This is a genomic window from Achromobacter piechaudii NBRC 102461 (genome assembly GCF_001571245.1).
Taxonomy (GTDB): domain Bacteria; phylum Pseudomonadota; class Gammaproteobacteria; order Burkholderiales; family Burkholderiaceae_B; genus Achromobacter; species Achromobacter piechaudii.
Window position 1 is genome coordinate 714,635 of record NZ_BCTK01000005.1, and the last position, 26,174, is coordinate 740,808.

At 63.8% G+C, this 26,174-nt stretch carries 28 protein-coding genes; 22 read left to right on the forward strand and 6 right to left on the reverse strand.

The genetic code is table 11. From position 1 onward, the window contains the following. The first annotated feature begins 352 nt into the window (after positions 1-352). The 4 genes from API01S_RS09925 (at position 353) to msrQ (ending at position 3,718) form a co-directional block, all read left to right on the forward strand. Positions 353-1,315: an RluA family pseudouridine synthase gene (locus API01S_RS09925; RefSeq protein WP_174544670.1), complete on the forward strand. Its 963-nt coding sequence runs from the start codon at positions 353-355 to the stop codon at positions 1,313-1,315. Positions 1,316-1,317: 2 nt separating this feature from the next. Further along, complete coding sequence (locus API01S_RS09930; RefSeq protein ID WP_006218029.1) at positions 1,318-1,983, forward strand: HAD family hydrolase; 666 nt, start codon at positions 1,318-1,320, stop codon at positions 1,981-1,983. 111 nt (positions 1,984-2,094) lie between these two features. Next, positions 2,095-3,057: a protein-methionine-sulfoxide reductase catalytic subunit MsrP gene (gene msrP, locus API01S_RS09935; protein WP_061304339.1), complete on the forward strand. Its 963-nt coding sequence runs from the start codon at positions 2,095-2,097 to the stop codon at positions 3,055-3,057. Positions 3,058-3,064: 7 nt separating this feature from the next. Continuing rightward, complete coding sequence (msrQ, locus tag API01S_RS09940; RefSeq protein WP_006218032.1) at positions 3,065-3,718, forward strand: protein-methionine-sulfoxide reductase heme-binding subunit MsrQ; 654 nt, start codon at positions 3,065-3,067, stop codon at positions 3,716-3,718. Positions 3,719-3,739: 21 nt separating this feature from the next. Here the strand turns inward: msrQ and API01S_RS09945 are convergent, their stop codons facing one another. Genes API01S_RS09945 through API01S_RS09955 form a run of 3 tightly spaced genes read right to left on the reverse strand, consistent with a single transcriptional unit; the run spans position 3,740 to position 5,838 of the window. Then, positions 3,740-4,525 carry an N-acetylmuramoyl-L-alanine amidase gene (locus API01S_RS09945; protein ID WP_061304341.1) on the reverse strand — a complete coding sequence of 262 codons (786 nt, stop codon included), beginning with the start codon at positions 4,523-4,525 and terminating at the stop codon, positions 3,740-3,742. A 3-nt stretch (positions 4,526-4,528) separates the two neighbouring features. Further along, a complete protein-coding gene (locus API01S_RS09950) occupies positions 4,529-5,239 on the reverse strand; it encodes an SAM-dependent methyltransferase (protein ID WP_006218034.1) in 711 nt (236 codons plus the stop codon). Next, the gene (locus API01S_RS09955; protein ID WP_006218035.1) at positions 5,236-5,838 is read right to left on the reverse strand and encodes a Maf-like protein; all 603 of its coding nucleotides are present in this window, start codon (positions 5,836-5,838) and stop codon (positions 5,236-5,238) included. Before API01S_RS09955 ends, API01S_RS09950 begins: the two co-directional genes overlap by 4 nt. A gap of 282 nt (positions 5,839-6,120) precedes the next feature. On the opposite strand from API01S_RS09955, the gene API01S_RS09960 reads away from it, so the two are divergent. The 18 genes from API01S_RS09960 to API01S_RS10050 all read left to right on the forward strand — a co-directional run bounded on the left by API01S_RS09960 (position 6,121) and on the right by API01S_RS10050 (position 23,027). After that, the gene (locus tag API01S_RS09960; RefSeq protein ID WP_050727855.1) at positions 6,121-6,720 is read left to right on the forward strand and encodes a YceD family protein; all 600 of its coding nucleotides are present in this window, start codon (positions 6,121-6,123) and stop codon (positions 6,718-6,720) included. A 52-nt stretch (positions 6,721-6,772) separates the two neighbouring features. Next, positions 6,773-6,955: a 50S ribosomal protein L32 gene (rpmF, locus tag API01S_RS09965; protein ID WP_006218037.1), complete on the forward strand. Its 183-nt coding sequence runs from the start codon at positions 6,773-6,775 to the stop codon at positions 6,953-6,955. A gap of 59 nt (positions 6,956-7,014) precedes the next feature. Then, the gene (gene plsX, locus API01S_RS09970) at positions 7,015-8,082 is read left to right on the forward strand and encodes a phosphate acyltransferase PlsX (protein ID WP_039882903.1); all 1,068 of its coding nucleotides are present in this window, start codon (positions 7,015-7,017) and stop codon (positions 8,080-8,082) included. Next, complete coding sequence (locus API01S_RS09975) at positions 8,082-9,068, forward strand: beta-ketoacyl-ACP synthase III (RefSeq protein ID WP_006218039.1); 987 nt, start codon at positions 8,082-8,084, stop codon at positions 9,066-9,068. The genes plsX and API01S_RS09975 overlap by 1 nt, the downstream gene beginning before the upstream one ends. Before the next feature lie 93 nt (positions 9,069-9,161). Further along, positions 9,162-10,097 (forward strand): ACP S-malonyltransferase, encoded by a 936-nt coding sequence (gene fabD / locus API01S_RS09980; protein ID WP_050727854.1) that lies wholly within the window; start codon positions 9,162-9,164, stop codon positions 10,095-10,097. A gap of 4 nt (positions 10,098-10,101) precedes the next feature. Next, on the forward strand, positions 10,102-10,851 hold the full coding sequence (gene fabG / locus API01S_RS09985) for a 3-oxoacyl-ACP reductase FabG (RefSeq protein WP_050727853.1): 750 nt from the start codon (positions 10,102-10,104) through the stop codon (positions 10,849-10,851). 215 nt (positions 10,852-11,066) lie between these two features. Continuing rightward, positions 11,067-11,306, forward strand: a complete 240-nt coding sequence (acpP, locus tag API01S_RS09990; RefSeq protein ID WP_003813816.1) for an acyl carrier protein — start codon at positions 11,067-11,069, stop codon at positions 11,304-11,306. A 185-nt stretch (positions 11,307-11,491) separates the two neighbouring features. Next, positions 11,492-12,721 (forward strand): beta-ketoacyl-ACP synthase II, encoded by a 1,230-nt coding sequence (gene fabF / locus API01S_RS09995; protein ID WP_006218043.1) that lies wholly within the window; start codon positions 11,492-11,494, stop codon positions 12,719-12,721. A gap of 486 nt (positions 12,722-13,207) precedes the next feature. Further along, positions 13,208-13,807, forward strand: a complete 600-nt coding sequence (gene rpoE, locus API01S_RS10005; protein ID WP_006218045.1) for an RNA polymerase sigma factor RpoE — start codon at positions 13,208-13,210, stop codon at positions 13,805-13,807. Between the two features lie 12 nt (positions 13,808-13,819). Next, positions 13,820-14,335, forward strand: coding sequence for a sigma-E factor negative regulatory protein (locus API01S_RS10010; protein ID WP_050727851.1), 516 nt, complete (start codon positions 13,820-13,822; stop codon positions 14,333-14,335). Continuing rightward, on the forward strand, positions 14,335-15,417 hold the full coding sequence (locus tag API01S_RS10015) for a MucB/RseB C-terminal domain-containing protein (protein ID WP_006218047.1): 1,083 nt from the start codon (positions 14,335-14,337) through the stop codon (positions 15,415-15,417). Before API01S_RS10010 ends, API01S_RS10015 begins: the two co-directional genes overlap by 1 nt. Positions 15,418-15,463: 46 nt before the next feature. Then, entirely contained in the window at positions 15,464-16,942 is a 1,479-nt protein-coding gene (locus API01S_RS10020; RefSeq protein ID WP_050727850.1) for a DegQ family serine endoprotease, read from the forward strand. Positions 16,943-17,167: 225 nt separating this feature from the next. Then, positions 17,168-18,961, forward strand: coding sequence for a translation elongation factor 4 (lepA, locus tag API01S_RS10025; protein WP_006218049.1), 1,794 nt, complete (start codon positions 17,168-17,170; stop codon positions 18,959-18,961). Between the two features lie 23 nt (positions 18,962-18,984). Beyond that, the gene (lepB, locus tag API01S_RS10030) at positions 18,985-19,869 is read left to right on the forward strand and encodes a signal peptidase I (protein WP_050727849.1); all 885 of its coding nucleotides are present in this window, start codon (positions 18,985-18,987) and stop codon (positions 19,867-19,869) included. Between the two features lie 2 nt (positions 19,870-19,871). Then, positions 19,872-20,633: a ribonuclease III gene (rnc, locus tag API01S_RS10035; RefSeq protein ID WP_006218051.1), complete on the forward strand. Its 762-nt coding sequence runs from the start codon at positions 19,872-19,874 to the stop codon at positions 20,631-20,633. Next, on the forward strand, positions 20,630-21,520 hold the full coding sequence (gene era / locus API01S_RS10040; protein WP_006218052.1) for a GTPase Era: 891 nt from the start codon (positions 20,630-20,632) through the stop codon (positions 21,518-21,520). The genes rnc and era overlap by 4 nt, the downstream gene beginning before the upstream one ends. Then, positions 21,513-22,100: a DNA repair protein RecO gene (gene recO / locus API01S_RS10045; protein ID WP_039882914.1), complete on the forward strand. Its 588-nt coding sequence runs from the start codon at positions 21,513-21,515 to the stop codon at positions 22,098-22,100. Before era ends, recO begins: the two co-directional genes overlap by 8 nt. 18 nt (positions 22,101-22,118) lie before the next feature. Beyond that, the gene (locus API01S_RS10050) at positions 22,119-23,027 is read left to right on the forward strand and encodes a LysR family transcriptional regulator (RefSeq protein WP_050727848.1); all 909 of its coding nucleotides are present in this window, start codon (positions 22,119-22,121) and stop codon (positions 23,025-23,027) included. Positions 23,028-23,049: 22 nt separating this feature from the next. Here the strand turns inward: API01S_RS10050 and API01S_RS10055 are convergent, their stop codons facing one another. Genes API01S_RS10055 through API01S_RS10065 form a run of 3 tightly spaced genes read right to left on the reverse strand, consistent with a single transcriptional unit; the run spans position 23,050 to position 26,121 of the window. Then, on the reverse strand, positions 23,050-24,150 hold the full coding sequence (locus tag API01S_RS10055; RefSeq protein ID WP_050727847.1) for a pyridoxal-phosphate dependent enzyme: 1,101 nt from the start codon (positions 24,148-24,150) through the stop codon (positions 23,050-23,052). A 2-nt stretch (positions 24,151-24,152) separates the two neighbouring features. Beyond that, positions 24,153-25,133, reverse strand: coding sequence for a M14 family metallopeptidase (locus API01S_RS10060; RefSeq protein WP_050727846.1), 981 nt, complete (start codon positions 25,131-25,133; stop codon positions 24,153-24,155). A gap of 31 nt (positions 25,134-25,164) precedes the next feature. Beyond that, the gene (locus API01S_RS10065; RefSeq protein ID WP_050727845.1) at positions 25,165-26,121 is read right to left on the reverse strand and encodes a Bug family tripartite tricarboxylate transporter substrate binding protein; all 957 of its coding nucleotides are present in this window, start codon (positions 26,119-26,121) and stop codon (positions 25,165-25,167) included. Between the last annotated feature and the right edge of the window lie 53 nt (positions 26,122-26,174).

Below are 26,174 nucleotides of genomic sequence, written 5' to 3' on the forward strand. Positions count from 1 at the left end.
GAGGGTCAGCTTCACTGAATGTGGTTTGACGGAAAAATTGCTGTGAACGGCAGTTGCGGTCGGATTGGTTGCCTACACGCAGCTGGTGCTTTAAATATGCGACGATTCTTGCAGTGCTTCAGAGCCGCTTGCGGCATGCAACGGACCTGCTGGGACAGCGGGCAAAGTGAATGCCACACCACTATCCGGCAGGGCGCGGTTGCGCCGGCGACCAAGAGACCCAGGGGTTGAATCAGCAGGCAGTACAATAGCGGCCCGCGCGCTCGACGGAGTTGCGTACTTGTTTGCATCTCTACGCCAGGCGGCTAGTTCAGCCCCTTTAGGCTGTCCCGATTATATGTCGCTTTCCGCAATGCGCAAAGAAACTTCCTCCCCCATATCCCCCTCTAAAGCCGCCCCCGCCGTCCGTATGGTGGAGGTCGATGACGAGCACGCCGGCCAGCGTTTGGACAACTTCCTGATGCGCCTGTGCAAAGGTGTCCCCAAAACTCATATCTACAAGGCCATCCGTGGCGGCGAAGTGCGAGTAAACAAGGGACGCATCTCGGTCGACTACCGCATCGTCGCGGGCGACATTGTTCGCATTCCCCCCTTGCGTCTGCCCGATCCCGGCAAGCCTCGCCCCGTGCCCGGAGCCGAATTTCCGGTGGTGTTCGAAGACGATGCGCTGCTGGTCGTGGATAAGCCGGCCGGGGTGGCGGTGCATGGCGGCAGCGGCGTTTCGTTTGGCGTCATCGAGCAATTGCGCGCGGCGCGGCCCGATGCGAAGTTCCTTGAGCTGGTGCACCGGCTGGACCGGGAAACGTCCGGGCTGCTGATGGTGGCCAAGAAGCGCAGCGCCTTGCTGGCCCTGCATGCCATGCTGCGCGAAGGCAAGGGCGACAAGCATTATCTGGCCCTGGTCGAGGGCGATTGGGTGAACGATCGCCAGCACATCAAGCTGGGCCTATCCAAGTGGACGACCCAGTCCGGCGAGCGCCGGGTCAAGGTCGACCCTGATGGCCAGACCGCGCACACCATCATCACGCTCAAACAGCGCTTCGGCGGTTACAGTCTGGTCGATGCGGAACTGCGCACCGGGCGCACCCATCAAATCCGGGTGCATCTGGCCGCCAGCGGCTTTCCCATCGTGGGCGACGACAAGTATGGCCATGACGACGTGCGCGCTGAGTTCTCGCGCATGGGGTTTGGTCGGATGTTCCTGCATGCGCACCAATTGACGCTGGCTCACCCGGTCACGGGCGAGTCCATGACCCTTACCGCCGAGCTGCCGCCCGCATGCCGGAAAATACTGAAACAACTGGAGTCGGACTGATTATGTCGTCGTATTCGCTGGTCGTGTTTGACTGGGATGGCACCCTGATGGATTCCACGCACAGCATCGTGGCCGCCATCCAGGGCGCGTGCCGCGACCTGGAATTGGCGGTGCCGTCGGCGTCCGAGGCCAGTTGGGTGATTGGTCTGTCCCTGGAAAGCGCGCTGCGTCGCGCGGTGCCCGAACTGACGCCGGCGATGATGCCGCGATTCCTGGAGCGCTATCGCACGCACTATCTGCTGCGCGACCCGGAACTGCGCCTGTTCGACGGCATTCCCGAGCTGTTGCAAACCTTGGCCGACCAAAACGTGCGCCTGGCGGTGGCCACCGGCAAAAGCCGGGTGGGCCTGACCCGCGCGCTGGCCGCGACGGGCCTGGGCCCGCTGTTCGACGCCACCCGCACGGCCGATGAAACCTTCAGCAAGCCGCATCCCGCCATGCTGCAGGAGCTGATGCAGGAATTGGATGTCGACCCCGGCCGAGTCGTCATGGTGGGGGACACATCGCATGATTTGCAGATGGCGGTCAATGCGGGTGTGCACGGGCTGGGTGTGACCTATGGCGCGCATACCGTGAAGGAACTTCAAGGTTGTGCGCCCCAAGCCGTGCTGGACAGCGTGCCGCTGGTGCGCGAATGGCTCTTGCCGCGCGTGGCGGCCCACGCCTGATCCTGCAAGAATCGCGCAGCGACGTCGGATCCGGGAATTTTCTGGGGCGGCGCAACGTCTATGACTTTGTCCCCACGGCCACGGCTGGCGGGCGTTGAACCGGAGACCACGATGTTGATACGCAAGCCCGACGATATTCTTCCGTCCGAAATCACTGACGAAACGGTTTGGCGTTCGCGCCGCGAGCTCATGCTTCGCGCGGGCCTTACCGTCGCTGCGGTGGGCCTGCCCGGCTGGGCGAGCCGCAGCGCTTTTGCTCAAGATGCGGGTGCGCTGACCGGCAAGCCCAATGGCTCGCTCAGTGTCATGGACAAGCCGACCTCGCTGGCCGACGTCACGTCCTACAACAACTACTACGAATTCGGCGTCGACAAGGGCGATCCCGCCGCCAATGCCGGCAAGCTGCAAACGCGTCCGTGGACGGTCAGCGTCGAAGGCGAAGTGGGCAAGCCGCGCACTTTCTCCATCGACGAACTGCTGAAACTGGCTCCCATGGAAGAGCGCGTCTACCGGCTGCGCTGCGTCGAGGGCTGGTCCATGGTGATCCCCTGGGTGGGCTATTCGGTGTCCGAGTTGCTCAAGCAGGTGGAGCCCACCGGCAACGCGAAGTACGTGGAGTTCGTCACGGCGGTGCAGCGCGAAAACATGCCCGGGGTGCGCGCCGCGATCCTGGAATGGCCTTACGTCGAGGCATTGCGCATCGACGAGGCCATGAATCCGCTGGCCATGCTGGTGTTCGGGGTCTATGGCAAGGTGCTGCCGAACCAGAACGGCGCGCCGCTACGGCTGGCCGTGCCTTGGAAATACGGGTTCAAGTCGGCCAAGTCGCTCGTCAAGATCCGCCTGGTTGAAAAGATGCCGGTGTCGTCCTGGATCAAGGCGGCGCCGCAGGAGTACGGCTTTTACGCCAATGTGAATCCCAATGTGCCGCATCCGCGCTGGAGCCAGGCCACCGAACGTCGCATCGGCGAAGACGGCCTGTTCAGCCCCAAGCGCAAGACGTTGATGTTCAATGGTTATGGCGAGCAGGTGGCCTCGCTCTATCAGGGCATGGACCTGAAGGCCAATTACTGACGGCGCCATGTCCGAGGCCACTACCCGGCGCGCTGCGGCGCCGACCGCCAAGACGCAGCTATCCGCCAAGACCGTCGGGCGCTTCAAGCCCTTCTTGTTTCTGCTGGGCCTGGCGCCGTTCGCGCGCTGGGTATGGCTGGGCGTGAACAACGGACTGACCGCCAACCCCGTTGAATTCCTGACCCGTTCGTCCGGCACATGGACCCTGGTCTGCCTGCTGGTGACCCTGTCGATTACGCCGCTGCGCCGCCTGACGGGCCAACCCGCCCTGGTGCGGGTGCGCCGGATGTGCGGCCTGTTCGCGTTTTTCTATGGCGCCATGCATTTCATGGCCTGGGTCTGGTGGGATCGCGGGCTGGACCCCGCAGCCATGCTGCAAGACCTTGGCGAACGCCCGTTCATCATGGTGGGTTTTGCGGCGTTCGTGCTGATGACGGCGCTGGCCGCCACGTCCACGCAGTGGGCCATGCGCCGCCTGGGCAAGCGGTGGCAGCAATTGCACCGGGCCATCTACGCAATCGGCCTGCTGGCGGTGCTGCATTACTGGTGGCACAAGGCTGGCAAGAACGATCTGACCGAGCCAGCCTTGTATGCGGCCGTGCTGGCCCTGTTGCTGGGCTGGCGCATCGTCGCGTGGTGGAGGCGACGGCGCGGCGCCTGAGCGGCGCCCGTCCTGGCGTTGCTACGGCATCGCCAGCATGATGGCGGCAGTTTCCAGGTCCGGCTGGCCGTCGTGCAGCGCGGGCCGGTAATGCATCTGGAATGCCGCTAGCGTGTTGATGGTGGCGGCGTCCAGCTTGCCATCCTGCCCACAGGTATACCCCAGCCGCTGCAACTGTTTCTGAAACCAGGCGACATCGGGCATGCCTTGCACTTGCAGGCGCGCCAGGTGCTCGGCGGCTCCCGTTTCGTCGTACCAGCGTCCGATGCCGGCAATCGCCAGCGTCTTCCACGGGAACAGCGGGCCAGGGTCTACCTTGCGTTGAGGCGCGATATCGCTATGGCCCACCACGTTCTCCGGCGCAACGCCGTGGCGCTGGATAAGGTCTCGAAGCAGGATGGTCAGCGCGCGCACCTGGCGGTCGTTATAGGCATGCCACAGGGGCTTGCCGTCCGGGCCTTCCGTCCAGCCGGGGTTGACGATTTCGATGCCGATGGAGGTGCTGTTCATCGCGATGTTGCCGTACCAGGAACTGGCCCCGGCATGCCATGCGGCACGATTTTCATCGACCAGTCGATATGCACGGCCGGTGTCGGTGATCAGATAGTGCGAACTGACCTTGCCGCGCGACAGCAGCTTGAGCGACGTGGCGTCGTCTACCGTGGTGTAGTGCAGGACGATGCTGCGCACCCGGCTGGCTTGGCTGACGGCGGTGATTGAGGTGTCCAGGTCCAGTCCGGCGGGGCCGCGCGTGGCGCAGCCGGCCAGCACTGCCGTGGCCAGCAGGGTGGTGATAAGGCGGATCATGAGTCAGCGCGCCAGGTAGAGGAACAGCGTAGGCAGTTTGTCCAGTTGGGGCGCCGGCAGCTTTTTCCAGTCGGCGACGGTGTGCGTCACCACCCATTCGTCTGCCGTCGTGACCGATCGCGCCACGCACAGCTTGGTGTCGCCCTTCAGGCTGGCCAGCAGCGTCGCAAACATGGCGGCGTTGCGATAGGGGGTTTCGATCAGCAGTTGCGTCTGGTTGTGCTTGGCGGAGTGCTGCTCCCAGGCTTTGAGCTGCTTGGCGCGCTCGGCGGCGTCCACCGGGGCGTAGCCGTGAAAGGCAAAGCGCTGCCCATCCAGGCCGCTGGCCATCAGGCCCAGCAGGATGGACGAGGGGCCCACCCACGGCTTGACCGTGATGCCCAGTCGGTGGGCAGCATCCACAACCTTCGCGCCGGGATCCGCCACGGCGGGGCAGCCGGCCTCGGATACCAGGCCGATTTCCGCGCCGCGCTTCACTGGCGCCAGCCAGGTGTTGATCTGGCCGGCGTCGACCTTGTCCGTCAGCGTGTGGATGGTGATTTCCTGCAACGGCCGGGTCGTGCCGATCAGTTTCAGAAAGGCGCGCGCCGTCTTGGCGTTTTCGGCAATGTAGGTGTCCAGCCGTCCGGCCAGGGCGCGCACGTCCGCGGGCAGCCAGCGTTCGGGTGGGGCATCGCCCAGGCCGACGGGAATCAGGTGCAGGGCGCCGCTCATGCCGGCGCGCCCGGTGCGTTCAGCGGGTCCAGGCCGAACTGCGCCAGCATGCGCGTGAGCGCGATCAGCGGCAGCCCGATAATCGCGGTCGGATCATCGCTCTGGATGCTCTCCATCAGGGCGATGCCCAGGCTTTCCGCCTTGGCGCTGCCTGCGGTATCGTAAGGTTCTTCGGCGCGCAGATAGGCGTCAATGGCGTGGTCCGACAACTGGCGGAAATGGCAGCGAGTGACGATGTCGGCCTTTTCCACCCGCTGGCCGTCCGTGACCGCCAGTGCGCTATGAAATTCGACGATTTGCCCGGACAAGGCCCGCAGCTGCGCCTGAGCGCGGGGGAAATCCCCCGGTTTCCCGATGGGCTGGCCATCAATCGTGGCTACCTGGTCCGACCCGATCACAATGCTGCCCGGATGATTGACAGCCACGGCCATGGCCTTGGCGACGGACAGCCGCAAAGCCAGCGCTTCGGGGGTTTCTCCCGCTTGTGGCGTTTCGTCCACATCCGGGGAAATGGCGGTAAAGGGAAGGCGCAGGCGCGACAGCAATTCTTTGCGGTAACGGGAGCTGGAAGCGAGGATCAGACTAGGCGTTGAAGGCATGCGGTATTTGACGTTAAAGCGTAAGTCGCAGTATTATCTAACGTTTTGCGGGATTTTTGCACTGGAAGGGGGTGACCCCGGGGTTTTACCCCGACAGGGTTTTTTGCCCTGACAGCGCAAGAGTGTGGGAAGCGAAGCCCGAGTTGGCAAAGCTGCATTGCCAAAGGCAGTAGCGTTAAGCAGCGGTCTTTAGCTCAGCAGTCTTTAACTCAGCAGTCTTTAACTCAGCGGCCTTTAACGCGGCAGCCTCGCAACCCCTGAGAATCCCGTGAATGCAAAGGATTGATCATCAAGCGCATCGATGCATTCGCATTTGCCCATAGCGGCAAGCAAGCGCAAGGCACCATACCTCTTGTGCGGTTTACGCGCGCGGTTGAAGGGTTACCCGAACAACCGCTGGGCGATGCCGGGCTTGTGACATGGTCCGTGCGCGGTGAAGTGGGCAAGTCGGGTCTTTTGCTTGGCCGGCCGCTTTTGCATGTTCACGTGCAAGCGAATCCGGTGCTGGTGTGCCAGCGGTGCAATGTGCCGTTCGTGTATTCGGTCGATAGCGAAGTCCTCTTGCAGCTGGTTAAGTCCGAAGCGGATCTTGACGATGGTTTTACCAACGGTGATTACACCGACGGTTCGACCGCCGGCAACGACGACGAAGACGAAGAAGGAAATGGTTTTGTGTCCAACCAACCCGAAAAGGTGGTGGGTTCACATCATTTTGATCTGTTGGCCCAGATCGAAGATGAGCTCATTCTGAGCGTTCCGTATGTGCCCAAGCATGATGTATGCCCGGGCGCGCAGGCCAAAGTCAGCGAAGTTCCTGAAGAACCCGCTGTCAAGCGTCCGTCGCCGTTTGCGGTGCTGGAACAACTGAAGCACAAAGATTGAGATCAACATCGGGCCGCATCGCGTACAATGCGCCCCGTTTCTAGGAGTCATCATGGCCGTTCAACAAAACAAGAAGTCCCCCTCCAAGCGCGGTATGCACCGTTCGCACGATTTTCTGGTTGCTCCGTCGACCGCCATCGAGCCGAACACCGGTGAAACGCACCTGCGCCACCACATCAGCCCCAATGGTTTCTATCGCGGCCGCAAGGTCCTGAAGACCAAGGCCGACGAATAAGGCCCCCGGGCCGAACTCGTACTCGGACCAATTCGGCTGATCGCTGATACCTGGCACCCGTGATACGCATCGCCATAGACTGTATGGGCGGAGACTTCGGTCTGCCCGTCACCATTCCGGCTGCGATCGAGTTCGCCCGGCAATTTCCGGATACCCGGCTGTTGCTGGTCGGGCTTCCCGACGCGATCGAAGCGGCGCTCTCCGAGCACCGCGACGCTCCGCGCGATCGCATGGAAATCGTGGCGGCTTCTGAAGTCGTCACCATGGACGACCCGGTCGAGGTCGCCCTGCGCCGCAAAAAAGACTCCTCCATGCGCCTGGCCGCCCAGTCCGTCAAGGACGGGCGCGCCGACGCCTGCGTTTCTGCGGGCAACACCGGCGCCTGGATGGCCATTTCACGCTACGTGCTCAAGACGCTGGACGGCATCGACCGCCCCGCGATCGCCACGTCCATTCCGAACCAGACGGGCCGCGCCACCACGGTGCTGGACCTGGGCGCGAATGTGGACTGCACGGCCGAGCACCTTCTGCAATTCGCCATCATGGGCGCCGCGCTGTCGCAGGCGGTGGACCATCGTGAAAGCCCGACCGTGGGCCTCCTGAACATCGGCGAAGAAGTCATCAAGGGCAATGAAGTCGTCAAGGAAGCCGCCGAGCTTCTGCGCGGCAGCCCGTTGAATTTCTACGGCAACGTGGAAGGCAACGACATCTTCAAGGGTACGGTCGACGTCGTCGTCTGCGACGGCTTCGTCGGCAACGTCGTGCTCAAGTCCGTCGAAGGGCTTGCGAAGATGTTGTCCAGCATCATCCACGAAGAGTTCAAACGCAATATCTTCACGCTGCTGGCGGGCGCCATCGCCAAGCCGGTGCTGAACCGTTTGCGCAACCGCGTCGACAACCGTCGTTATAACGGCGCCGCGTTGTTGGGCTTGCGCGGCGTGGTCATCAAGAGCCACGGTTCCGCGGATGTCTACGCCTACGGATTTGCATTGCAACGTGCCCGCGAAGCCGTAGTGAGTAAACTGCTGGAGCGCACCGCTCAGACGGTCGCTCAGATTACCAAGCGCGTTCAATCGGAAGAGGGCGCCGCAACGCCTCCCGCGAACGTGGCTGGGGACACCGCTTGATGGATACCGCAATGAAATTTTCCGCGATCGCGGGCACCGGCAGCTTCCTGCCGGAACGCGTGGTTTCGAATGACGAACTGGCAGCGGAACTGGCGACGCGCGACATCGCCACTTCCGATGAATGGATCGTCGAGCGCACGGGCATCCGTCAGCGCCATCTTGCCGAGCGTGGCGTCACGACCAGCCAACTGGCCACCGAGGCATCGCGCCGCGCGTTGGCCGACGCAGGCGTTGATGCTTCCGAAATCGACCTCATCATCGTCGCGACCTCCACCCCCGATTTCGTGTTTCCCAGCACGGCTTGCCTGGTGCAGGCGAACCTGGGCGCCAAGGGTTCGGCGGCGTTCGACGTGCAGGCCGTGTGCAGCGGCTTCGTCTACGCGCTGACCACCGCTGACAGCTTCGTGCGCGCCGGCCGCGCCCGTTGCGCGTTGGTGATCGGCGCCGAAGTGTTCTCGCGCATTCTCGACTGGAACGACCGCAGCACCTGCGTGCTGTTCGGAGATGGCGCGGGCGCTGTTGTGCTGAAGGCTTCCGACGAACCCGGCATCATGGCTGCGCAATTGCATGCCGACGGCAGCCAGATGAAGATCCTGAGCGCCGCGGGCAACGTGGCCTATGGCGACGTGACGGGCGACCCCTTCCTGCGCATGGACGGCCAAGCGGTGTTCAAGCAGGCCGTCACGGTGCTGGATCGCTCGGCGCGCGACACCTGCGCCGAAGCCGGCGTCGAAGTTGCCGATGTCGATTGGCTCATCCCCCACCAGGCCAACGTGCGCATCTTGAACTTCCTGGCGCGCAAGCTTGCCGTGCCGGTCGAGAAAGTCGTCATCACTGTTGATAGCCACGCCAATACCTCCGCGGCCAGCGTGCCGCTGGCGCTGGACGCCGCGCGCCGCGATGGCCGCGTCAAGCCAGGCCAGCTCATCCTGATGCAAGGCGTGGGCGGCGGATTCACCTGGGGCTCGGTACTCGCTCGCATGTAAGCGCGCGTCCCGGCGGCGGCGCATCGCGCGCCACCGCTGCGAGAGCGCGCCTGGCATTCCACACAGATACTGAATCAATCCAAGCGGTCAATCATGAAAATTGCTTTTGTCTTTCCCGGCCAAGGGTCGCAAGCTGTCGGCATGCTGGATGCCTGGTCCGGCGTTGCCGCCGTCACGGACACCGTGGCGCGCGCTTCCGAAGCCCTGGGGCAGGATCTGGGCGCGCTGATCGCGCAGGGTCCGGCGGAACAACTGAACCTGACCACAAACACGCAGCCGGCCATGTTGACCGCTGGCGTGGCGTTCTACGCCGCGTGGACGGGAGCGGGTGGCCGCAAGCCCGACGTCGTCGCCGGTCACAGCCTGGGCGAATACGCCGCGCTGACGGCCGCCGGTTCGCTCGCGCTTGAAGATGCTGTCCGGCTGGTGCGCGTGCGCGCCGACGCCATGCAGGCCGCCGTGCCGGTTGGTACGGGCGCCATGGCCGCCATTCTGGGACTGGATGACGATGCCGTGCGCAGCGCCTGCGCCGCCGCCGCCCAGGGCGAAGTGGTCGAAGCCGTCAATTTCAACGCGCCCGCTCAAGTCGTGATCGCCGGTCACAAGGCCGCTGTCGAACGCGCCTGTGAATTGGCCAAGGCTGCGGGCGCCAAGCGCGCGCTGCTGCTGCCGGTGTCCGCGCCGTTTCACTCCAGCCTGCTCAAGCCCGCCGCCGACGTTCTGGCCGGCGCGCTGGCCAACGCTGCGGTGTCCGCGCCGCAGATCCAGGTCATCAACAACGTTGACGTTGCCTCGCCCACGGAACCCGCCGCAATCCGGGATGCGTTGGTGCGTCAGGCATGGCATCCTGTGCGCTGGGTTGAAACGCTGCGCGCCATGAAGGCTCAGGGCGTAACCCACGTCATCGAATGCGGTCCCGGCAAGGTTCTGGCCGGTCTGACCAAGCGCATCGACCCCGAACTTACCGGCCTGGCCATTACCGATCCCGCTTCGCTTGAAGCCGCGTTGGCCGTTGTTAACGGAAATTAAAGACATGGACAACTCGATCGAACTGCAAGGCAAGATCGCGCTGGTGACCGGCGCCACGCGCGGCATCGGCCGCGCCATTGCCCAGGAATTGGCCGCGCGCGGTGCGACCGTGGTCGGCACCGCCACCACGGAATCCGGCGCAGCCGCCATCACCGAAGCGCTCGCGCCCATGGGTGGCCGTGGCGTGGTGCTGAACGTGACTGACGCAGAAGCCTGCGACGCGCTCATCGACGCGCTCGCCAAGGATGGCGGCGGCCCGCACATCCTCGTCAACAACGCTGGCATCACGCGCGACACGCTGGCCATGCGCATGAAAGACGACGATTGGTCCGCCGTGCTGGACACCAATCTGACGTCGGTGTTTCGCCTGTCGCGCGCCGTGATGCGCAGCATGATGAAGGCCCGCTGGGGACGCATCATCAACGTCACGTCGGTGGTTGGTTCCAGCGGCAACGCGGGTCAGGCCAACTACGCCGCCGCGAAGGCGGGCGTGTCGGGCATGTCGCGTGCTCTGGCCCGCGAGTTGGGAAGCCGCAACATCACCGTCAACTGCGTCGCTCCGGGTTTCATCGACACCGACATGACGCGTGCGCTGGCTGAAAGCCAGACCACCGCGCTGTTGCAACAGATTCCGCTGGGCCGTTTGGGCTCGCCCGAAGACATCGCCCATGCGGTGGCCTTTTTGTCCGGGCCGCAAGCGGGTTACATTACCGGCACCACCCTGCACGTCAACGGCGGGATGTACATGCAATAAATCACGAGTTGCGCGTCAGGCGGCCCAGGCCGCCGCGCCGATGCCGGGTAGCCGGCCAAGGCGGCGCGCAGTTCAACCGGAAACGCCGCATACTGGTATTCCTGTGCCTCACGGGCGACAGAACAAGTGCGCGGTGTTATTTTTGTCACGGCCAGGCGTTGCTTTCCTCTACGCTTGGCTATAATTCGCGGGATTTTTCCCAATTGGAGATCTGCATGGAAAGCATCGAACAGCGCGTCAAGAAGATCGTCGCTGAACAACTTGGCGTCAACGAAGCCGAGATCAAGAACGAATCCTCCTTCCTTGACGACCTCGGTGCCGATTCGCTCGACATGGTCGAACTGGTCATGGCGCTCGAAGACGAATTCGAGACCGAGATCCCCGACGAAGAGGCCGAAAAGATCACGACCGTGCAACAAGCGATTGACTACATCAATTCGCACGGTAAGCAGTAAGCTCAACCTATATCCTTCCGGTTGCCCGATTTTCGGGGCCAGCCGGGAAACGGGGCGGTTTCAGGAATTTGCCGTGTGGTCCGCGTGCGGGAAGGGCGTTGTCATGCCCGACCCGCTTTCGCGTGGGCCACACGCGCAGCGCATCCCGAAAACCGCCTTTCTTTTGTCTGTTTGAGGAGTCATCCGTGAAGCGACGTGTCGTCATCACCGGCCTGGGTATCGTTTCTCCCGTTGGGAACGACCTGACCACCGCTTGGGACAATATCGTCAACGGACGTTCTGGCATCAGCCGCATCACCCGTTTCGATCCCTCGGCCATCACCACGCACATTGCTGGCGAAGTCAAAGACTTCGATATCAGCACCTATATCTCCAGCAAAGAAGCCCGCCAGATGGATACGTTCATCCATTACGGCCTGGCTGCGGGGATGCAGGCATGGCGTGATTGCGGTTTGGAAGTCACCGAAGCCAATGCCGAGCGCATTGGCGTGATCGTGGGCTCCGGCATCGGCGGTCTGCCGCGCATTGAAGAAACCCAGGTCGAATACATGGCCAAGGGGCCGCGACGTATTTCGCCGTTCTTCGTGCCGGGTTCGCTGATCAACCTGATCTCCGGTCATTTGTCCATTGCCTACGGCATGAAGGGCCCCAGCTACGCCGTTGTTTCGGCGTGCACGACGGGCCTGCATTGCATTGGCGACGCTGCGCGCCTGATCGAATACGGCGACGCCGATGTCATGGTCGCTGGCGGCGCGGAATCGACCGTGTCCCCGTTGGGGATTGGCGGTTTTGCAGCCATGCGCGCCTTGTCGACCCGCAACGACGACCCGCAAACGGCATCGCGTCCGTGGGACCGCGACCGCGATGGCTTCGTCCTGGGCGAAGGCGCTGGCGTTCTGGTGCTTGAAGAATACGAGCACGCCAAAAAGCGCGGCGCGCGTATCTATGGCGAACTTGCCGGTTACGGCATGAGCTCGGACGCACACCACATCACCGCTCCCGACAAGGACGGTCCGCGCCGTGGCGTCATCAACGCCCTGCGCAATGGTGGCCTGAACGCGGATGACATCCAGTATGTCAACGCACACGGCACGTCGACTCCCCTGGGCGACAAGAACGAAACCGATGCGCTGAAGCTGGCGTTCGGCGACCACGCCAAGAAACTGGTGGTCAATTCGACCAAGTCCATGACCGGCCACTTGCTGGGCGCGGCGGGCGGCATTGAAGCCGTGTTCACGACCTTGGCCGTGTACAACCAGGTTTCTCCTCCCACGATCAACATCTTCAATCAAGATCCGGAATGCGATCTCGATTACTGCGCCAACGAAGCGCGGCAGATGAAGATCGAGGTCGGCCTGTCCAACTCGTTCGGCTTCGGCGGCACCAACGGCTCGATGGCCGTGCGCCGGGTCTGATTTGGAAGGCTCCGAGGCAGGGCGCTGGTCGTTTTGGGTGCCCATCGGGCGGCCGGCCGGCGTCCATGCTTTGCTTGGGCTGGCCTGCGCCGCCGCCGCGTGTTGCGCGGCGCTTGCGGCGCTGTGGCACGGCATGAGCGGCTGGGCCGCCATTGCCCTGCTGCTTGTGCCGGCAGGGCTGTTACACTCGGCACGGAGCGGACTGTCCCCGGTATCGGCGTTACGTACGGCGGTCGGGGCGGGGCGCTGGCAGGTACGTCAGCCGCAAGGCTGGCAGGACGCGCAACTGCTGGAGCAGCAGCGCGGCCCCCGCTGGCTCACGCTCACTTTGCAGCCCTTGCCCACCGGGAGTACGGTCTTTACAAATAGCACAGTCACCCTCACCGTCTGGCAACATACGTTGAAACCCCAGTCCTGGCGGCGCTTGTGCCTGCTGTCGGGCACGGCGCAACGTGGCCACCAGACGGCACGCCCGCAGGAGGCGTCATGAGCGAACGCGAAGTCGACGCGGAGTTGGTCGCGCGCGTTCAACGAGGCGATAAAAAAGCGTTCGATCTACTGGTGCTCAAGTACCAGCGCAAGATCCTGCGCTTGCTGGCCCGGATGATCCGCGACCCCTCGGAAATCGAGGACGTAGCCCAGGAGGCGTTCATCAAGGCGTACCGAGCCTTGCCCCAGTTCCGGGGTGATAGCGCCTTCTACACTTGGTTGTATCGTATCGCCATCAACACGGCGCGTAACTGGCTGGCCTCGCAAGGCCGACGACCTAGTGCGCCTAATGCGATAGAAACGGAAGACGGTGAAACTTTTAACGAAACCGACAACCTAACCGACATAAGCACGCCGGAATCCATGGTCGCCAGCCGCGAAATCGCCGAGACGGTGAACGCGGCTATCGAGGAATTGCCCGAAGAATTGCGTACCGCAATTGTCCTGCGTGAAATCGAAGGTATGAGTTACGAAGACATCGCCCAGAGCATGGACTGCCCTATCGGTACGGTGCGCTCCCGCATTTTTCGTGCGCGCGAGGCCATCGCAACCAAATTACGTCCATTGCTTGGCACCGATGCCGAGCGTCGCTGGTAAGGAGTGGCAGTCATGCAAACAGCAGCCAAGTCCGTTGAGATCGCCGAGTCCTCCTGGGAGGAATCGGTTTCCGCCTGGATGGACGGAGAAGATTCCGACGATATTCTTCCCAGTCTGTTGTCCAAGGAAGGACGTCAGACCTGGGACACCTATCATTTGATCGGTGATTCCCTGCGCAATGCCGATCTGGCATTGACCCCAAGCGCCGCGTTCCAGTCGCGATTGGCGCGAGCGTTGGACGCGGAGCTGCCGATCGTGGCGGCGCCTCGGCGCCGTTCGCCATTGCGCGTTGGTTTGTCCGGCCTGGCCGTGGCGGCTGCCGTCGCAACGGTCGCCTGGGTGGCGCAACCTTACCTGACCGGCACCCCGGCCACGGAAGTGCGTGTGCTGGCCGATGCCAGCGGAACCCCCGCCTCTGCCACCGCCGCGGATGACGCCGGCCTGCGCGACTATCTCGAGGCCCATCGCCAGATGGCCGGCCCCAGCGCGGTCCGGCAAGTCTCGTTCGACGTCGGAGCAGGACGTTGATGGCGCTGGCGTTACCGACACGTTGGCCGCGCGCAGGTTCCTGGCATGTCCACCGAGCGGGATGGTTCGCCGCTACGCTTCTGACCGCTTTCCTCTCCGCGCACGAGCCGGCGCGCGCCGCCGATGCGGCCCCGGCCACGGACGATGTGGTCCAGCTGTTGAGCCGTATCCAGCAGGCCGCCCGCAAGCAGGATTACGCGGGCGTCTTCATGTACCAGCAAGGCGAGATGATTCAATCGTCGCGTCTGGTGCACGTGCTGGACGGCACCGGCGAACGCGAACGCCTTGAAATTCTTGACGGCCAGCCGCGCGAATATCTGCGTCACAACGATGACGTGCAATGCCTGATTCCCGAACGCAAGACGGTCCTGATTGAGCGCCGTCGCGGGGACCGGTTTCCTGGGTTGCTGCTGGGAGATCCGGCCAATCTTTCCGAACACTACAAAATCCGCACCGAGTCCAAGCTGCATCGGGTGGCGGGCCGGGAATGCCGCCTGATCACGATCGAACCGCTGGACCAGCTGCGTTACGGCTACCGCCTTTGCGCCGATGTTGAAACGAATCTGCTGCTGAAGGCGCAGACGCTCAACGCCGCCCGTGGCGTGGTTGAGCAGGTGTCGTTCACGTCGCTGCGCCTGGGTTCCGAAGTGGATCCGCAGCAGCTCAGTTCGCGCTGGAGCACGCGCGATTGGAAGGTGCTTGAACCTTCGATGACGCCCGTGGACCTGATGGCCCAGGGTTGGCGGATTCCGGCGCCCAAGGGCTTCAAGGTGATCATGCAAGTTGCGCGCTCCATGGGACGCGGCGCGACGGTCAGCCAGATGGTGCTGTCCGATGGCTTGGCCGCCATCTCCGTATTCATCGAGCCTTACGACAGTCAGCGCGGCCATCATCCCCCTCCGGGCGCCGCGCAACGGGGCTCCATCACGGTGTACGGCACGCGTATTGCTGACTTCTGGTTGACGGCCGTGGGCGAGGTGCCCGTGGCGACGCTGGAGCAGTTGGCGACAGCAACGGAATACGTGCCGACGGCAGCGTCGGCCGCTCCTCCCGCCGCGCCTCCGGCCGACACCCCCAAGTGATCCTAGCCATAGCCACAAGCAGCAAGCAGCAACTTCGGAGTAATTTATGAAAGCAATGACGGTGTCGAACGCTTTTTTCCGGCGCTTTGTGGTGGCCGTCGCGGCAGGCGTATTCCTGTCCACGGCCTACGTGCCTCCCGCGATGGCGCAGACCCCGACGGTCGCGCTTCCCGACTTCACGGGCATCGTTGAAAAGGCCGATCCCGCCGTCGTGAACATCCGCACGACGGCCACCGTGCCGGTGCGCGGTCCCGGCCCGGGCGGCGGCAGTGATCCCTACGAGCTGTTCCGCTGGTTCTTCGGCCCCGATCTTCAACCTCCGGGCGGTGGGCAAGGGCCTACGCCGCGTCAGCGCCCGCAGCCTTCGCAACCCGAAGAGCGCACCGTGCCTCGCGGCGTGGGTTCCGGCTTTTTCGTGTCGGATGACGGCTACATCCTGACCAACAACCACGTGGTGGTGGACGCGACGGACATTTACGTCACGCTGACCGATGGCCGCGAGTTCAAGGCCAAGGTCATCGGCACCGACGAGCGTACCGACGTGGCGCTGATCAAGATCGAAGCCAAGGACATGGTGCCGCTGGTCATCGGCGATCCCAAGAAATTGAAGAAAGGCCAATGGGTGCTGGCAATCGGCTCGCCCTTCGGCCTGGATTCGACCGTGACGTCCGGCATCGTCAGCGCGATCGGCCGCGACACCGGCGAATACCTGCCGTTCATCCAGACGGACGTTGCCGTGAACCCGGGTAACTCTGGCGGTCCGCTGATCAATCTGGACGGTGAGGTGGTGGGCATCAACTCCCAGATCATTTCGCGTAGCGGTGGTTTCATGGGCATTTCGCTGGCCATTCCGATCGACGAAGCCATGCGCGTGGTCGATCAGCTGCGTACCACCGGCAAGGTCACGCGCGGACGCGTCGGCGTGCAGATCGGTGAGGTCGGCAAGGACGTGGCCGAAGCGATCGGGCTGCCCAAGGCGGAAGGCGCGCTGGTCAGCAGCGTCGAAGCCGACGGGCCCGCCGAACAGGCCGGCGTGCAGCCGGGCGACGTGATCCTCAAGTTCAACAATGAGCCGATCAAGCGCTGGTCCGATCTGCCGCGCATCGTGGGCGAAACCAAGCCCGGCACCCGCGCCGATATGCAGGTCTGGCGCAAGGGCAAGAGCATGACGCTGTCGGTCAAGGTAGGCGAGATTCCCACCGAGAAATCGGCGGCGGCCGCCAAGAAGGCTGCGCCTGCGCCCGAAGTGACAAATGCGCTGGGCCTGGGCGTCGTGGACGTGCCGGCGGACGTGCAGAAGAAATTGCGCATCAAGGGCGGCGTTCAGGTGAAGGTTGCCGAGGGTGCGGCAGCCAAGGCCGGTTTGCAGGAAGGCGACATTGTGTTGGCCCTGAACGACACCGACGTCACCGGCGCCAAGCAATTCGGCGAGCTGGTGGGCAAGCTCGACAAGAGCCGGTCGGCGGGCCTGCTGGTACGTCGGGGCGACCAGACGCAGTGGGTCGCGGTACCCGCATCGAAGTAGGCAGGTTTGCAGGGTTGGCCGCCTTTTTGTCCAGGGGCGGCCACCTTGCAGAAAAATTTGCCCAAGACCGGCTAAAATGGCTGGTTGCCGCAAAAGGGGGCGCTTGGCGCCCCCTCGTTTTGCCCGGGTTTTGCCCCGTCAGCGCCCCTCTCGTCAGCCGTGTCTTCTCCGGCGGCGGCGTCTTCCGGCCTGGTGCCGAGTGTTCCGTCCCTTATAATTTCAAGCATGCAGCATATTCGCAACTTCTCCATCATTGCCCACATCGATCATGGCAAATCGACCTTGGCCGATCGCCTGATCCAGCGCTGCGGCGGATTGGCGGATCGCGAAATGTCGGCGCAGGTGCTCGATTCCATGGAAATCGAACGCGAGCGCGGCATTACCATCAAGGCCCAAACCGCCGCCCTGCAGTACAAGGCCAATGACGGCAAGGTCTACAACCTGAACCTGATCGACACCCCGGGGCACGTGGACTTCTCGTATGAAGTCAGCCGTTCGCTCTCGGCGTGCGAGGGCGCGCTGCTGGTGGTGGATGCGTCGCAGGGCGTGGAAGCGCAGACGGTCGCCAACTGCTACACCGCGATCGAGTTGGGCGTGGAAGTGGTGCCGGTCCTGAACAAGATGGACTTGCCGCAGGCCGATCCCGAAGGCGCGCGCCAGGAAGTCGAAGACGTCATCGGCATCGACGCTTCCGAGGCTGTGCTGGCCAGCGCCAAGACGGGCATGGGCATCGACGAAATCCTGGAAACCATCGTGGCCCGCGTGCCGGCGCCCAAGGGCGACCCGGAAGCCCCGCTGCAAGCGCTGATCATCGACTCGTGGTTCGACAACTACGTAGGCGTGGTCATGCTGGTGCGCATCATCAACGGCGTGCTCAAGCCCAAGGACAAAATCCTGCTGATGGCCTCCGGTGCCACCCATCTGTGCGAGCAGACCGGTGTGTTCACGCCGAAGTCGCAGCAGCGGCCGCATCTGTCGGCAGGCGAGGTGGGCTTCATCATCGCCGGTATCAAGCAACTGGAAGACGCCAAGGTCGGCGACACGGTCACGCTGGCGAACAAGCCCGCGCCGTCCGCGCTGCCCGGTTTCAAGGAAGTGAAACCCCAGGTGTTCGCCGGCCTGTATCCGGTGGAAAGCTCGGAATACGACCAGCTGCGTGATTCGCTCGACAAGCTCAAGCTGAATGATGCCGCGCTGATGTTCGAACCCGAAGTCTCGCAAGCGCTGGGTTTCGGTTTCCGCTGCGGCTTTCTTGGCCTGTTGCACATGGAGATCGTGCAAGAGCGCCTGGAGCGCGAATTCGACATGGACATCATTACCACCGCGCCGTCGGTGGTCTATGAAGTCGAGCAGCGCGATGGCTCCGTCATTACCGTCGAAAGCCCGTCGCGCATGCCCGAAGTGGGCAAGATCCAGGACATTCGCGAACCCATCGTGAAGGTCACGCTGTTCATGCCGCAGGACTATGTCGGCCCGGTCATGACCCTGTGCAACAACAAGCGCGGGTCGCAGGTCAACATGAGCTATCACGGCCGTCAGGTTCACCTGGTGTACGAGATCCCGCTGGCCGAAATCGTGTTGGACTTCTTCGACAAGCTCAAGTCGGTGTCGCGCGGTTACGCCTCGATGGACTACGAGTTCCTGGAATACCGCTCGGCGGACGTGGTGCGCGTAGACCTGCTGATCAACAACGATCGCGTCGATGCGCTGGCCGTCATTGTCCACCGCAGCAATGCGCGCCATCGTGCGCGCGACGTCGTGACCCGCATGCGTGGTCTGATTCCGCGCCAGATGTTCGACGTTGTGATCCAGGCCGCGATCGGCGCTGAAATCATCGCGCGCGAAAACGTGAAGGCGCTGCGCAAGAACGTGCTGGCCAAGTGCTACGGCGGCGACATCTCGCGCAAGAAGAAGCTGCTTGAAAAGCAGAAGGCCGGCAAGAAGCGCATGAAGCAGGTGGGTAGTGTTGAGATTCCGCAGGAGGCGTTCCTGGCCATCCTGCAAGTGGAAGACAAGTAGAACCAAAAGAAGGCGGTTAGCTGATGAGTTGGAACTTTGCCCTGATCCTGTTTGTTCTGCTGGTCTTGACCGGCATTATCTGGGTGCTTGATCTGGCAGTGCTGCGGCGGGGCCGTGAAGCGCGGGCCCAAGCGGCAATGGCGCAGTACGACGTGGCCCTGATCGGTGACGCGCAGGAAGCCGAACGGCTGCGCCGCGAAGCAGGCGACGTCGCGCGCCGCGTGCCGTGGTGGATCGAATACGCCGTCAGCTTCTTTCCGGTCATCCTGTTCGTGTTCATGCTGCGTTCGTTCGTGGTTGAACCGTTTCGGATTCCCTCCGGTTCCATGTTGCCGACGCTTCAATCCGGCGATCTGATCCTGGTGAACAAGTTCAGCTATGGACTGCGTCTGCCCGTCATCGACAAGAAGGTGATCGACATCGGCAAGCCCCAGCGTGGCGACGTTTTCGTGTTCCGCTACCCGGTGGATCCGGACGTCGATTACATCAAGCGCGTGGTGGGCCTGCCGGGCGATGAGATCGCTTATCTGGACAAAAAACTGTACGTGAACGGGACTCTGGTGCCCCATGTGCGCGACGGCGACTACTTCGAGCCGGATCGTGTGTCGTATATCGCACAATATAAAGAGAAGTTGGGCGACGTTGAGCACAAGATCCTGCTAGATGAGAACAAGCCCCAGGATTATTCGCCGATGTGGCAATTTCCTCACCGTGAGAACTGCCAATACAGCCGCAATGGGGTACGCTGCAAAGTACCTGAAGGCAGTTATTTCGCCATGGGCGATAATCGGGACAACAGCGCGGACAGCCGTTATTGGGGCTTCGTTCCTGAATCCAATATCGTCGGACGCGCGTTCTTCATCTGGATGAATTTCAGCGATCTCAGCCGCATCGGCCGGTTCAACTGATTATGTCGCTAGCCACGCTAGAAAACCGCCTGGATCACCACTTCGGTGATCCAGCCTTGCTTGAACAGGCACTGACGCATCGCAGTCACGGTGCGCGCCACAACGAGCGCTTGGAATTCCTTGGGGATTCCGTGTTGAACTTCGTCGTGGCGGCAATGCTGTTTGAACGCTATTCCAAAATCGACGAAGGCGATCTGTCGCGGCTGCGGGCCAATCTGGTCAAGCAGGCCTCGTTGGCTGACATCGCCCAGCGCCTGGAATTGTCGCAATACCTGCGCCTGGGCGAAGGTGAATTGAAAAGCGGCGGGTTCCGCCGGCCGTCGATTCTTGCCGACACGGTCGAGGCCCTGTTTGGCGCCGTCTTCCTGGATGCAGGCTTTGACGCCGCGCGCCGCGTGATCGTGCGCCAGTACCAGCCGGTGCTGGCCTCGGTAGATCCCAAAACGCTGGGCAAGGACGCCAAGACCTTGCTGCAGGAATTCCTGCAAGGCCGAAAGCTGGCGCTGCCCCTTTACACGGTGGTGGCCACGCATGGCGCGGCGCACAGCCAACAGTTCGAAGTCGAGTGCGCCATCCCGGCGCTCGAGATCAAGGTTACGGCGCCCGGCGCCAGCCGCCGCGCCGCCGAGCAATCGGCGGCCAAGCTGGCTTTAGAGGCCGCGCTGGCCATCAGCCCGGCCACCAAGGCTGCCCGCAAGTCGGGCAAGGCGCGCAAAACCGCGCAATTGTCGCTGCCCGTGGCAGTGGCTCAAGAGACTAAATGAGCGATACCCCTTTTCGTACCGGCTTTGTTGCCATCGTTGGCCGTCCCAATGTGGGCAAGTCCACGCTGACCAATGCCCTGATCGGTTCCAAGATCTCCATCGTGTCGCGCAAGGCACAGACCACGCGCCACCGCATTCATGGCGTGCTGACGCGCGAACACGAGCAATTCGTTTTCGTTGACACCCCGGGTTTCCAGACGCGCCATGGCGGCGCGATGAACCGCATGATGAACCGCGTCGTCACGCAGGCCCTGGCCGACGTGGACGTCGTGGTGCACGTGGTGGAAGCCGGCAAGTGGTCGGAAGGCGACGCGAAGCTGCTGCCGCTCTTGCCCAACCCCGAGCGCACCATCCTGGTCGTCTCCAAGATCGACGCGCTGAAGAACCGCGATGATCTGTTCGCGTTTGTCTCCAAGATCATGGCGCTGCATCCGTTCGGCGCCGTGGTGCCCGTCAGCGCTTCCAAGAACCAGCAGCTGGACCAATTGCTGGAAGAGATCGCATCGCGTCTGCCGGAAGGCGAGGCGATGTTCGAAGAAGACACGCTGACCGACCGCCCCATGCGCTTCATCGCCGCCGAACTGGTGCGCGAGAAGATCTTCCGCCTGGTCGGCGACGAACTGCCCTACGGCTGTACCGTTGTCATCGAGCAATGGGAAGAGACCGCTAAGGGCGCCAGCATCAACGCCTGCGTGGTGGTCGAGCGCGACAGCCACAAGCCGATCCTGCTGGGCGCGGGCGGCATGCACATGAAGCGTATCGCCACGGAGGCGCGGCAGGACATCGCCAAGCTGCTGGACAAGCCGGTGCACCTGGAGGTCTACATCAAGGTGCGCAAGGGCTGGTCCGACCGCGAGGGTGCGCTCCGCGATCTGGGTTATGAGTAGACGGGCGCCTCGCGTCCAGGATCGCCCGGGCTTTATGTTGCACGCCACCGCGTGGCGTGAGACTTCCCTTATTGTTCAGACTTTTTCCCGCGATCATGGCTGTGTGGCCATGGTCGCCAAGGGCGCCAAGCGCCCTTATTCCGTGCTGCGTCCCGTGTTGTCGGCCTTTCAGCCATTGCTGCTGTCCTGGACGGGCAACGGCGAAGTCAAAACGCTGACGCGCGCTGAAATCGCGGGGATCCGCCCGTTGACGGGCACCGCGCTGATGTCCGCCTGGTACATGAACGAGCTGTTGCTGCGTTTGCTGCCGCGCGAGGACGCCCACCCCCTGCTGTTCGACGCCTACGACATGGCGTTGCAGCAACTGTCCAACGGCACGCGGGCCGCAGGCGCGCTACGCCGCTTCGAATGGACCTTGCTGCGCGAGACCGGATACGGCGTGGACGAACAGGCGCCCGATTTCGAAGACGTCACGATCGAACCCGCATTGCGGCGCGACTTGCGCGAGCGCCTGGCCGAGATCCTGGCCGGCCGTCCCTTGTCGACCCGCCGCGTCCTGATGGACCTGCAACGCATCTGAGCGCGCCGCGCCTCAACCATGACCTTCACGCTAAAACAGGTCGAGACATTTCGCACCGTTTACGAAACGGAAAGCGTGACGGCTGCCGCCAGGCGGCTTGATGTGTCTCCGGCGACGGTCAGCGCCACCCTGGCCGCGTTGGAAGCAAGCATCGAACTGCGCCTGTTTGAACGTGTGCGCCAGCGCATGCAGCGCACGCCCGAGGCCACGCTGCTATACGAGGAAATCCGCCGCTTGAATGTGGGCCTGGAAAGCCTGGGCCGCAAGATCCGGGCCATTCGTGGCGCCGCGCAACCACGGTTGCGCATCGGTTGCATCCACGCTTATGGCGGCGCCATCGTCAGCGAGTCGATCTCGCGCTTTCGCACCCGTTATCCCGATACCCCGCTGTATTTGCAGATCCGCGACTCCAATACCCTGCGCGACATGGTGGTGTCGGGGGAACTGGATCTTGCCGTGGTGGCCGATGAGTCCGAGCTGGAAGGGCTGCGCGGGCATCGGCTGGCGAGCCTGCGCGCGGTGGCCGTGTTTCCCGCCACGCATGCATTGGCGCGTCTGGAATGCGTGGACTTCGCGCATCTGGCCGACACCGACGTCATTGCCCTGAATGCCGAGGATGGTTCGCGCAAGCGTCTGGACGCGCTGTTGCGCGAGGCGGGCCGCAGCCTGAAGGTGGCGATCGAGACTCCGTATTCCAGCACCGTGTGCCAGTTGGCGCTGGCCGGCCATGGGGTCGGCATCGCCAACCCGGCAACGGCCGTGGGCATGGAAGCGGCGGGCCTTTGCTATCGCCCACTGACGGCTCCCGTGCATTTCGAATGCCACATGATCCTGCATGGCAGCCGGCCCTTGTCCGAGGCCGGCAAGTTCTGGGCGACCTGCCTGCGTGGCGCGTTGGCGCCGCTGGTGGATCGTTTCGGGGTGTGAGGCGGAAACGATAGCTGCGCGATCAGCCTCGACGTCCGTCCGACGTCAGCATCAACACCACCGACGATTCCGCGTCCAGCACTCCGGCGCGCCGCAACTGCGACACCGCAGCCAACGCGGCGGCGGATGACAATTCGGTACTGAAGCCACGCCCGGCAAGCCGCTGCCTGGCCCGCGCGGCAGCGGCGTCCGACACTTCCACCGGTGATCCGCCCGAGCGCGACAGGGCTTCCAGTGATTGCAGCGTGCAGGTGCCGCCGGCAATGGAGTATTGATCCGTCGCGCCTTCCCACTGGCCACGCGCATCGCCCGTGGCCAGCGCCAACGACAGGCGCGCATACGGTTCAACTGCGTGCAGACGCGGCAGCCGTTCGATGCGGCCGCTGTGCAGCAGATGCTGCCAGCCCAGCAAAATGCCCCACAACAGATCGCCGCGCGCGGTGGGTACGATGATGTCGGTGGGCGCGCCGCAGGCTTCCAGGATTTCCGTGGCGATGGGCTTGTAGCCTTCGACGCCATACGGGTTCGTGCCGACGGGCGGATTCAGGTAGTTGGTGCCGGCATACGCCCCGTGGTTGCGGCAGAGGTCCTGCACATAGGGCCAGCGCGCCAGGCTGTCTTCGAACGCGCGCAGCTTCGCGCCAAAGCCTTGCATGGCTTCGCGCTGCAGGGGCGGGCAGTTGTGGGTGATGGCGATGTCTGCCTGCAAGCCGGCGGCGGCGCAGTAAGCCGCGATGGACACGCCGGCGTTGCCGCTGGAGGCCGCCGCCACGCGGTTCGCGCCTGCCAGCTTGGCGCGCGACACCACGAGGGCCGCCATGCGGTCCTTGTGGCTGCCCGTGGGGTTGGCGCTTTCGCACTTGAGCCAAAGCTGGCCCACGCCTTCTGCTTGAGCGAGGTCGGATGCTGGCAGGCATGGCGTGCCGCCTTCGCCCAGCGTGACGGGGGCCAGTATCGGCAAGGGCATCGCCGCGTCGTCTTCAGACGCGTCATAGATGCATTCCAGCGTGGCGGGGTGGCCTGCGGCGAGGCAGCTCGGGCAGCCTTCGGCATAGTCGCCGGGCGCCCACAGGCTTGCGCAGCGGATACAGCACAGGCCGGACAATCTTGGATTCATCTGCATGGTCAGTACTTCGACGCGAGGGAGTCTAGGGAAAGGGCGGGGGCCACTTGCAGCAGGCAGTCGCCGTCGTCGCTGCGCGCGATGGCGCGCAGGCAGACGATCGTGCCGGCTTGTGGGCTGTAGAGGGGGCGCGAAGGCGTATCGGGCCGGGCCGGTTCGATCAGGCGGCCGACCTGCTGGACGGCGCTTACCGCCTGGCCCAGATCAACGTCCGGCACGAACACGCCGCCTTCGTGCGCGCGCAGCGTGGCGGCCGGCGCGTCCAGGTCATAGAGGTGGATGTCGGGGTTGGCCGGCACGCGATGGTCGGGCAGCAGGCCCAGTGCCGCAAGGCAACCCAGCAAGCCATCGCGGCAGCGGTCGGCGAGCGCGCTGCGGGTCTGCCTGCCGCCACCGATCTCCGCGCTAAGGCGCAGCACCTTATGGCGGCTGGCGGCGGCTGGCAAGGAGCCGGCCTCATTGCCACGGAAGAATACGCAATGCGGCAGTCCGAAAGCACGCGCCAGGGCGGGCAGGCGTTCGTCGTAGGCATCGTCGCCATAGCGCGTGATCACGGAGGACGGGACGTAGCACAAGGACGCGCCGCCGCTGTGCACATCGACCATCGCTTCTACGCGTGGCAACAGCCGTGCTTCCAGGGCTGCCGCCACGCTTTCGGTATAGCCACGCGCGGGTGCGCCCAGGAAGGCGCGGTTCAGGTTGCCGCCGTCGGACGGAGATAGCCGGGTGCCTGCCAGCGACGCTTCGGCATTGACGGCGGGCAGCAGGTAGACCGTGCCGCGTTGCAGGATGTCGGGCAGTTGGTGCCACAGATCCAGGATGGCCGCCTGACCTTCCCACTCGTCGCCGTGAACGCCCGCAATGAGGGCCACCGCGGGGCCAGGCCCCGCGTCGATCCGCAGCACGGGTATGGTGATGCGGCGGTAAGCCGAATCGTTGGTCGCGGCGGCCACGGAGAAGTCTTCGCGGCTTACGCGGGCCATGATTCAGCTCCGGTGACGGCGTACAAGGCGCTCAGTCCAGCGTGGCGGCCTTGATGATGTTCTCCCATTTGGGCAGCTCCTTGCGCATTTGGGTTTGGACGTCTTGGGGCGTGCCGCCCAGCGGTTCCTGCGATCGGCTGCGCAGTTCCTTGGCGACGTTGTCGGATCGCAGCGCCTTGTTCAAGGCGGTATTGAGCCGTTCAATGACGGCGGGCGGCGTGCCAGCGGGCGCGATCAGCGCGCTCCAGGCGGATTGCTCGTAGGCGGGGTAGCCCTGTTCGGCCACCGTCGGCACATCGGGGTTGGAGGCCGCGCGAGTCTTGGTCGTGACCGCCAGGGCGCGCAGCCGCCCGTCTTTCAGATTGCCGATCAGGGGCGGCAGGTTTTCCATCATGGCGTCGACGTGACCGCCCAGCAGGTCCGACAGCTGCGCGGCGGTGGCCTTGTAGGGAATCTGGCGCACGGCCGCGCCGGTCTGCGCGATGAACAGCTTGACGCCGACCTCGCTGGTCGTGCCGGGGTCCGCCGACGTCATGGTCAGGCGATCCGGCTGCGCGCGGCTGGCGTCGATAAAGCTCTTGAGATCGCGGTAGGGCGAGGCGGCATTGACCACGATCACGTTCGGCGTTTCGGCGACGAGCCCGATCGGGGCCACGTCCCGATCCAGGTCATAGAGCTGTTGTTTGAACAGGAACCGATGCAGCACCAGCGTGCCGACGTGAGCGTAGCCGATGGTGTAGCCGTCTGCGGGGGCGCGCAGCATGGCCTGCGTGCCGATGCGGCCACCCGCGCCGACCCGGTTTTCCACGACGACGGGTTGGCCAAGCTGGCGGCTCATTTCCTGCCCGATCAATCGGGCGGTGATGTCCGCATTACCGCCTGCGGCGGCAGGCACGATCAGCGTGATCGCGCGTTCCGGGTAGTCGGCTTGGGCGCAGGGGGCGGCAAGGCAGAACAGCAGGGCGGCAAGGCGGGTGGTGCGTTTCATGACGATTCCCGAGGCGTTGAGAGCTGCGCCATTGTGCGGTCGAGCCCAGAGGA

Coding starts and splice junctions, on each gene's coding strand:
- fabG (WP_050727853.1), top strand. CDS start 10,102: ATGGACAACTCGATCGAACTGCAAGGCAAGATCGCGCTGGTGACCGGC.
- msrP (WP_061304339.1), top strand. CDS start 2,095: ATGTTGATACGCAAGCCCGACGATATTCTTCCGTCCGAAATCACTGAC.
- API01S_RS10060 (WP_050727846.1), bottom strand. CDS start 25,133: ATGGCCCGCGTAAGCCGCGAAGACTTCTCCGTGGCCGCCGCGACCAAC.
- API01S_RS09930 (WP_006218029.1), top strand. CDS start 1,318: ATGTCGTCGTATTCGCTGGTCGTGTTTGACTGGGATGGCACCCTGATG.
- API01S_RS10065 (WP_050727845.1), bottom strand. CDS start 26,121: ATGAAACGCACCACCCGCCTTGCCGCCCTGCTGTTCTGCCTTGCCGCC.
- API01S_RS09945 (WP_061304341.1), bottom strand. CDS start 4,525: ATGATCCGCCTTATCACCACCCTGCTGGCCACGGCAGTGCTGGCCGGC.
- msrQ (WP_006218032.1), top strand. CDS start 3,065: ATGTCCGAGGCCACTACCCGGCGCGCTGCGGCGCCGACCGCCAAGACG.
- lepB (WP_050727849.1), top strand. CDS start 18,985: ATGAGTTGGAACTTTGCCCTGATCCTGTTTGTTCTGCTGGTCTTGACC.
- API01S_RS10055 (WP_050727847.1), bottom strand. CDS start 24,150: ATGCAGATGAATCCAAGATTGTCCGGCCTGTGCTGTATCCGCTGCGCA.
- rpoE (WP_006218045.1), top strand. CDS start 13,208: ATGAGCGAACGCGAAGTCGACGCGGAGTTGGTCGCGCGCGTTCAACGA.
- rpmF (WP_006218037.1), top strand. CDS start 6,773: ATGGCCGTTCAACAAAACAAGAAGTCCCCCTCCAAGCGCGGTATGCAC.
- era (WP_006218052.1), top strand. CDS start 20,630: ATGAGCGATACCCCTTTTCGTACCGGCTTTGTTGCCATCGTTGGCCGT.
- lepA (WP_006218049.1), top strand. CDS start 17,168: ATGCAGCATATTCGCAACTTCTCCATCATTGCCCACATCGATCATGGC.
- API01S_RS09950 (WP_006218034.1), bottom strand. CDS start 5,239: ATGAGCGGCGCCCTGCACCTGATTCCCGTCGGCCTGGGCGATGCCCCA.
- fabD (WP_050727854.1), top strand. CDS start 9,162: ATGAAAATTGCTTTTGTCTTTCCCGGCCAAGGGTCGCAAGCTGTCGGC.
- recO (WP_039882914.1), top strand. CDS start 21,513: ATGAGTAGACGGGCGCCTCGCGTCCAGGATCGCCCGGGCTTTATGTTG.
- API01S_RS10010 (WP_050727851.1), top strand. CDS start 13,820: ATGCAAACAGCAGCCAAGTCCGTTGAGATCGCCGAGTCCTCCTGGGAG.
- API01S_RS09975 (WP_006218039.1), top strand. CDS start 8,082: ATGGATACCGCAATGAAATTTTCCGCGATCGCGGGCACCGGCAGCTTC.
- API01S_RS10050 (WP_050727848.1), top strand. CDS start 22,119: ATGACCTTCACGCTAAAACAGGTCGAGACATTTCGCACCGTTTACGAA.
- API01S_RS09955 (WP_006218035.1), bottom strand. CDS start 5,838: ATGCCTTCAACGCCTAGTCTGATCCTCGCTTCCAGCTCCCGTTACCGC.
- API01S_RS09925 (WP_174544670.1), top strand. CDS start 353: ATGCGCAAAGAAACTTCCTCCCCCATATCCCCCTCTAAAGCCGCCCCC.
- API01S_RS10020 (WP_050727850.1), top strand. CDS start 15,464: ATGAAAGCAATGACGGTGTCGAACGCTTTTTTCCGGCGCTTTGTGGTG.
- acpP (WP_003813816.1), top strand. CDS start 11,067: ATGGAAAGCATCGAACAGCGCGTCAAGAAGATCGTCGCTGAACAACTT.
- API01S_RS10015 (WP_006218047.1), top strand. CDS start 14,335: ATGGCGCTGGCGTTACCGACACGTTGGCCGCGCGCAGGTTCCTGGCAT.
- rnc (WP_006218051.1), top strand. CDS start 19,872: ATGTCGCTAGCCACGCTAGAAAACCGCCTGGATCACCACTTCGGTGAT.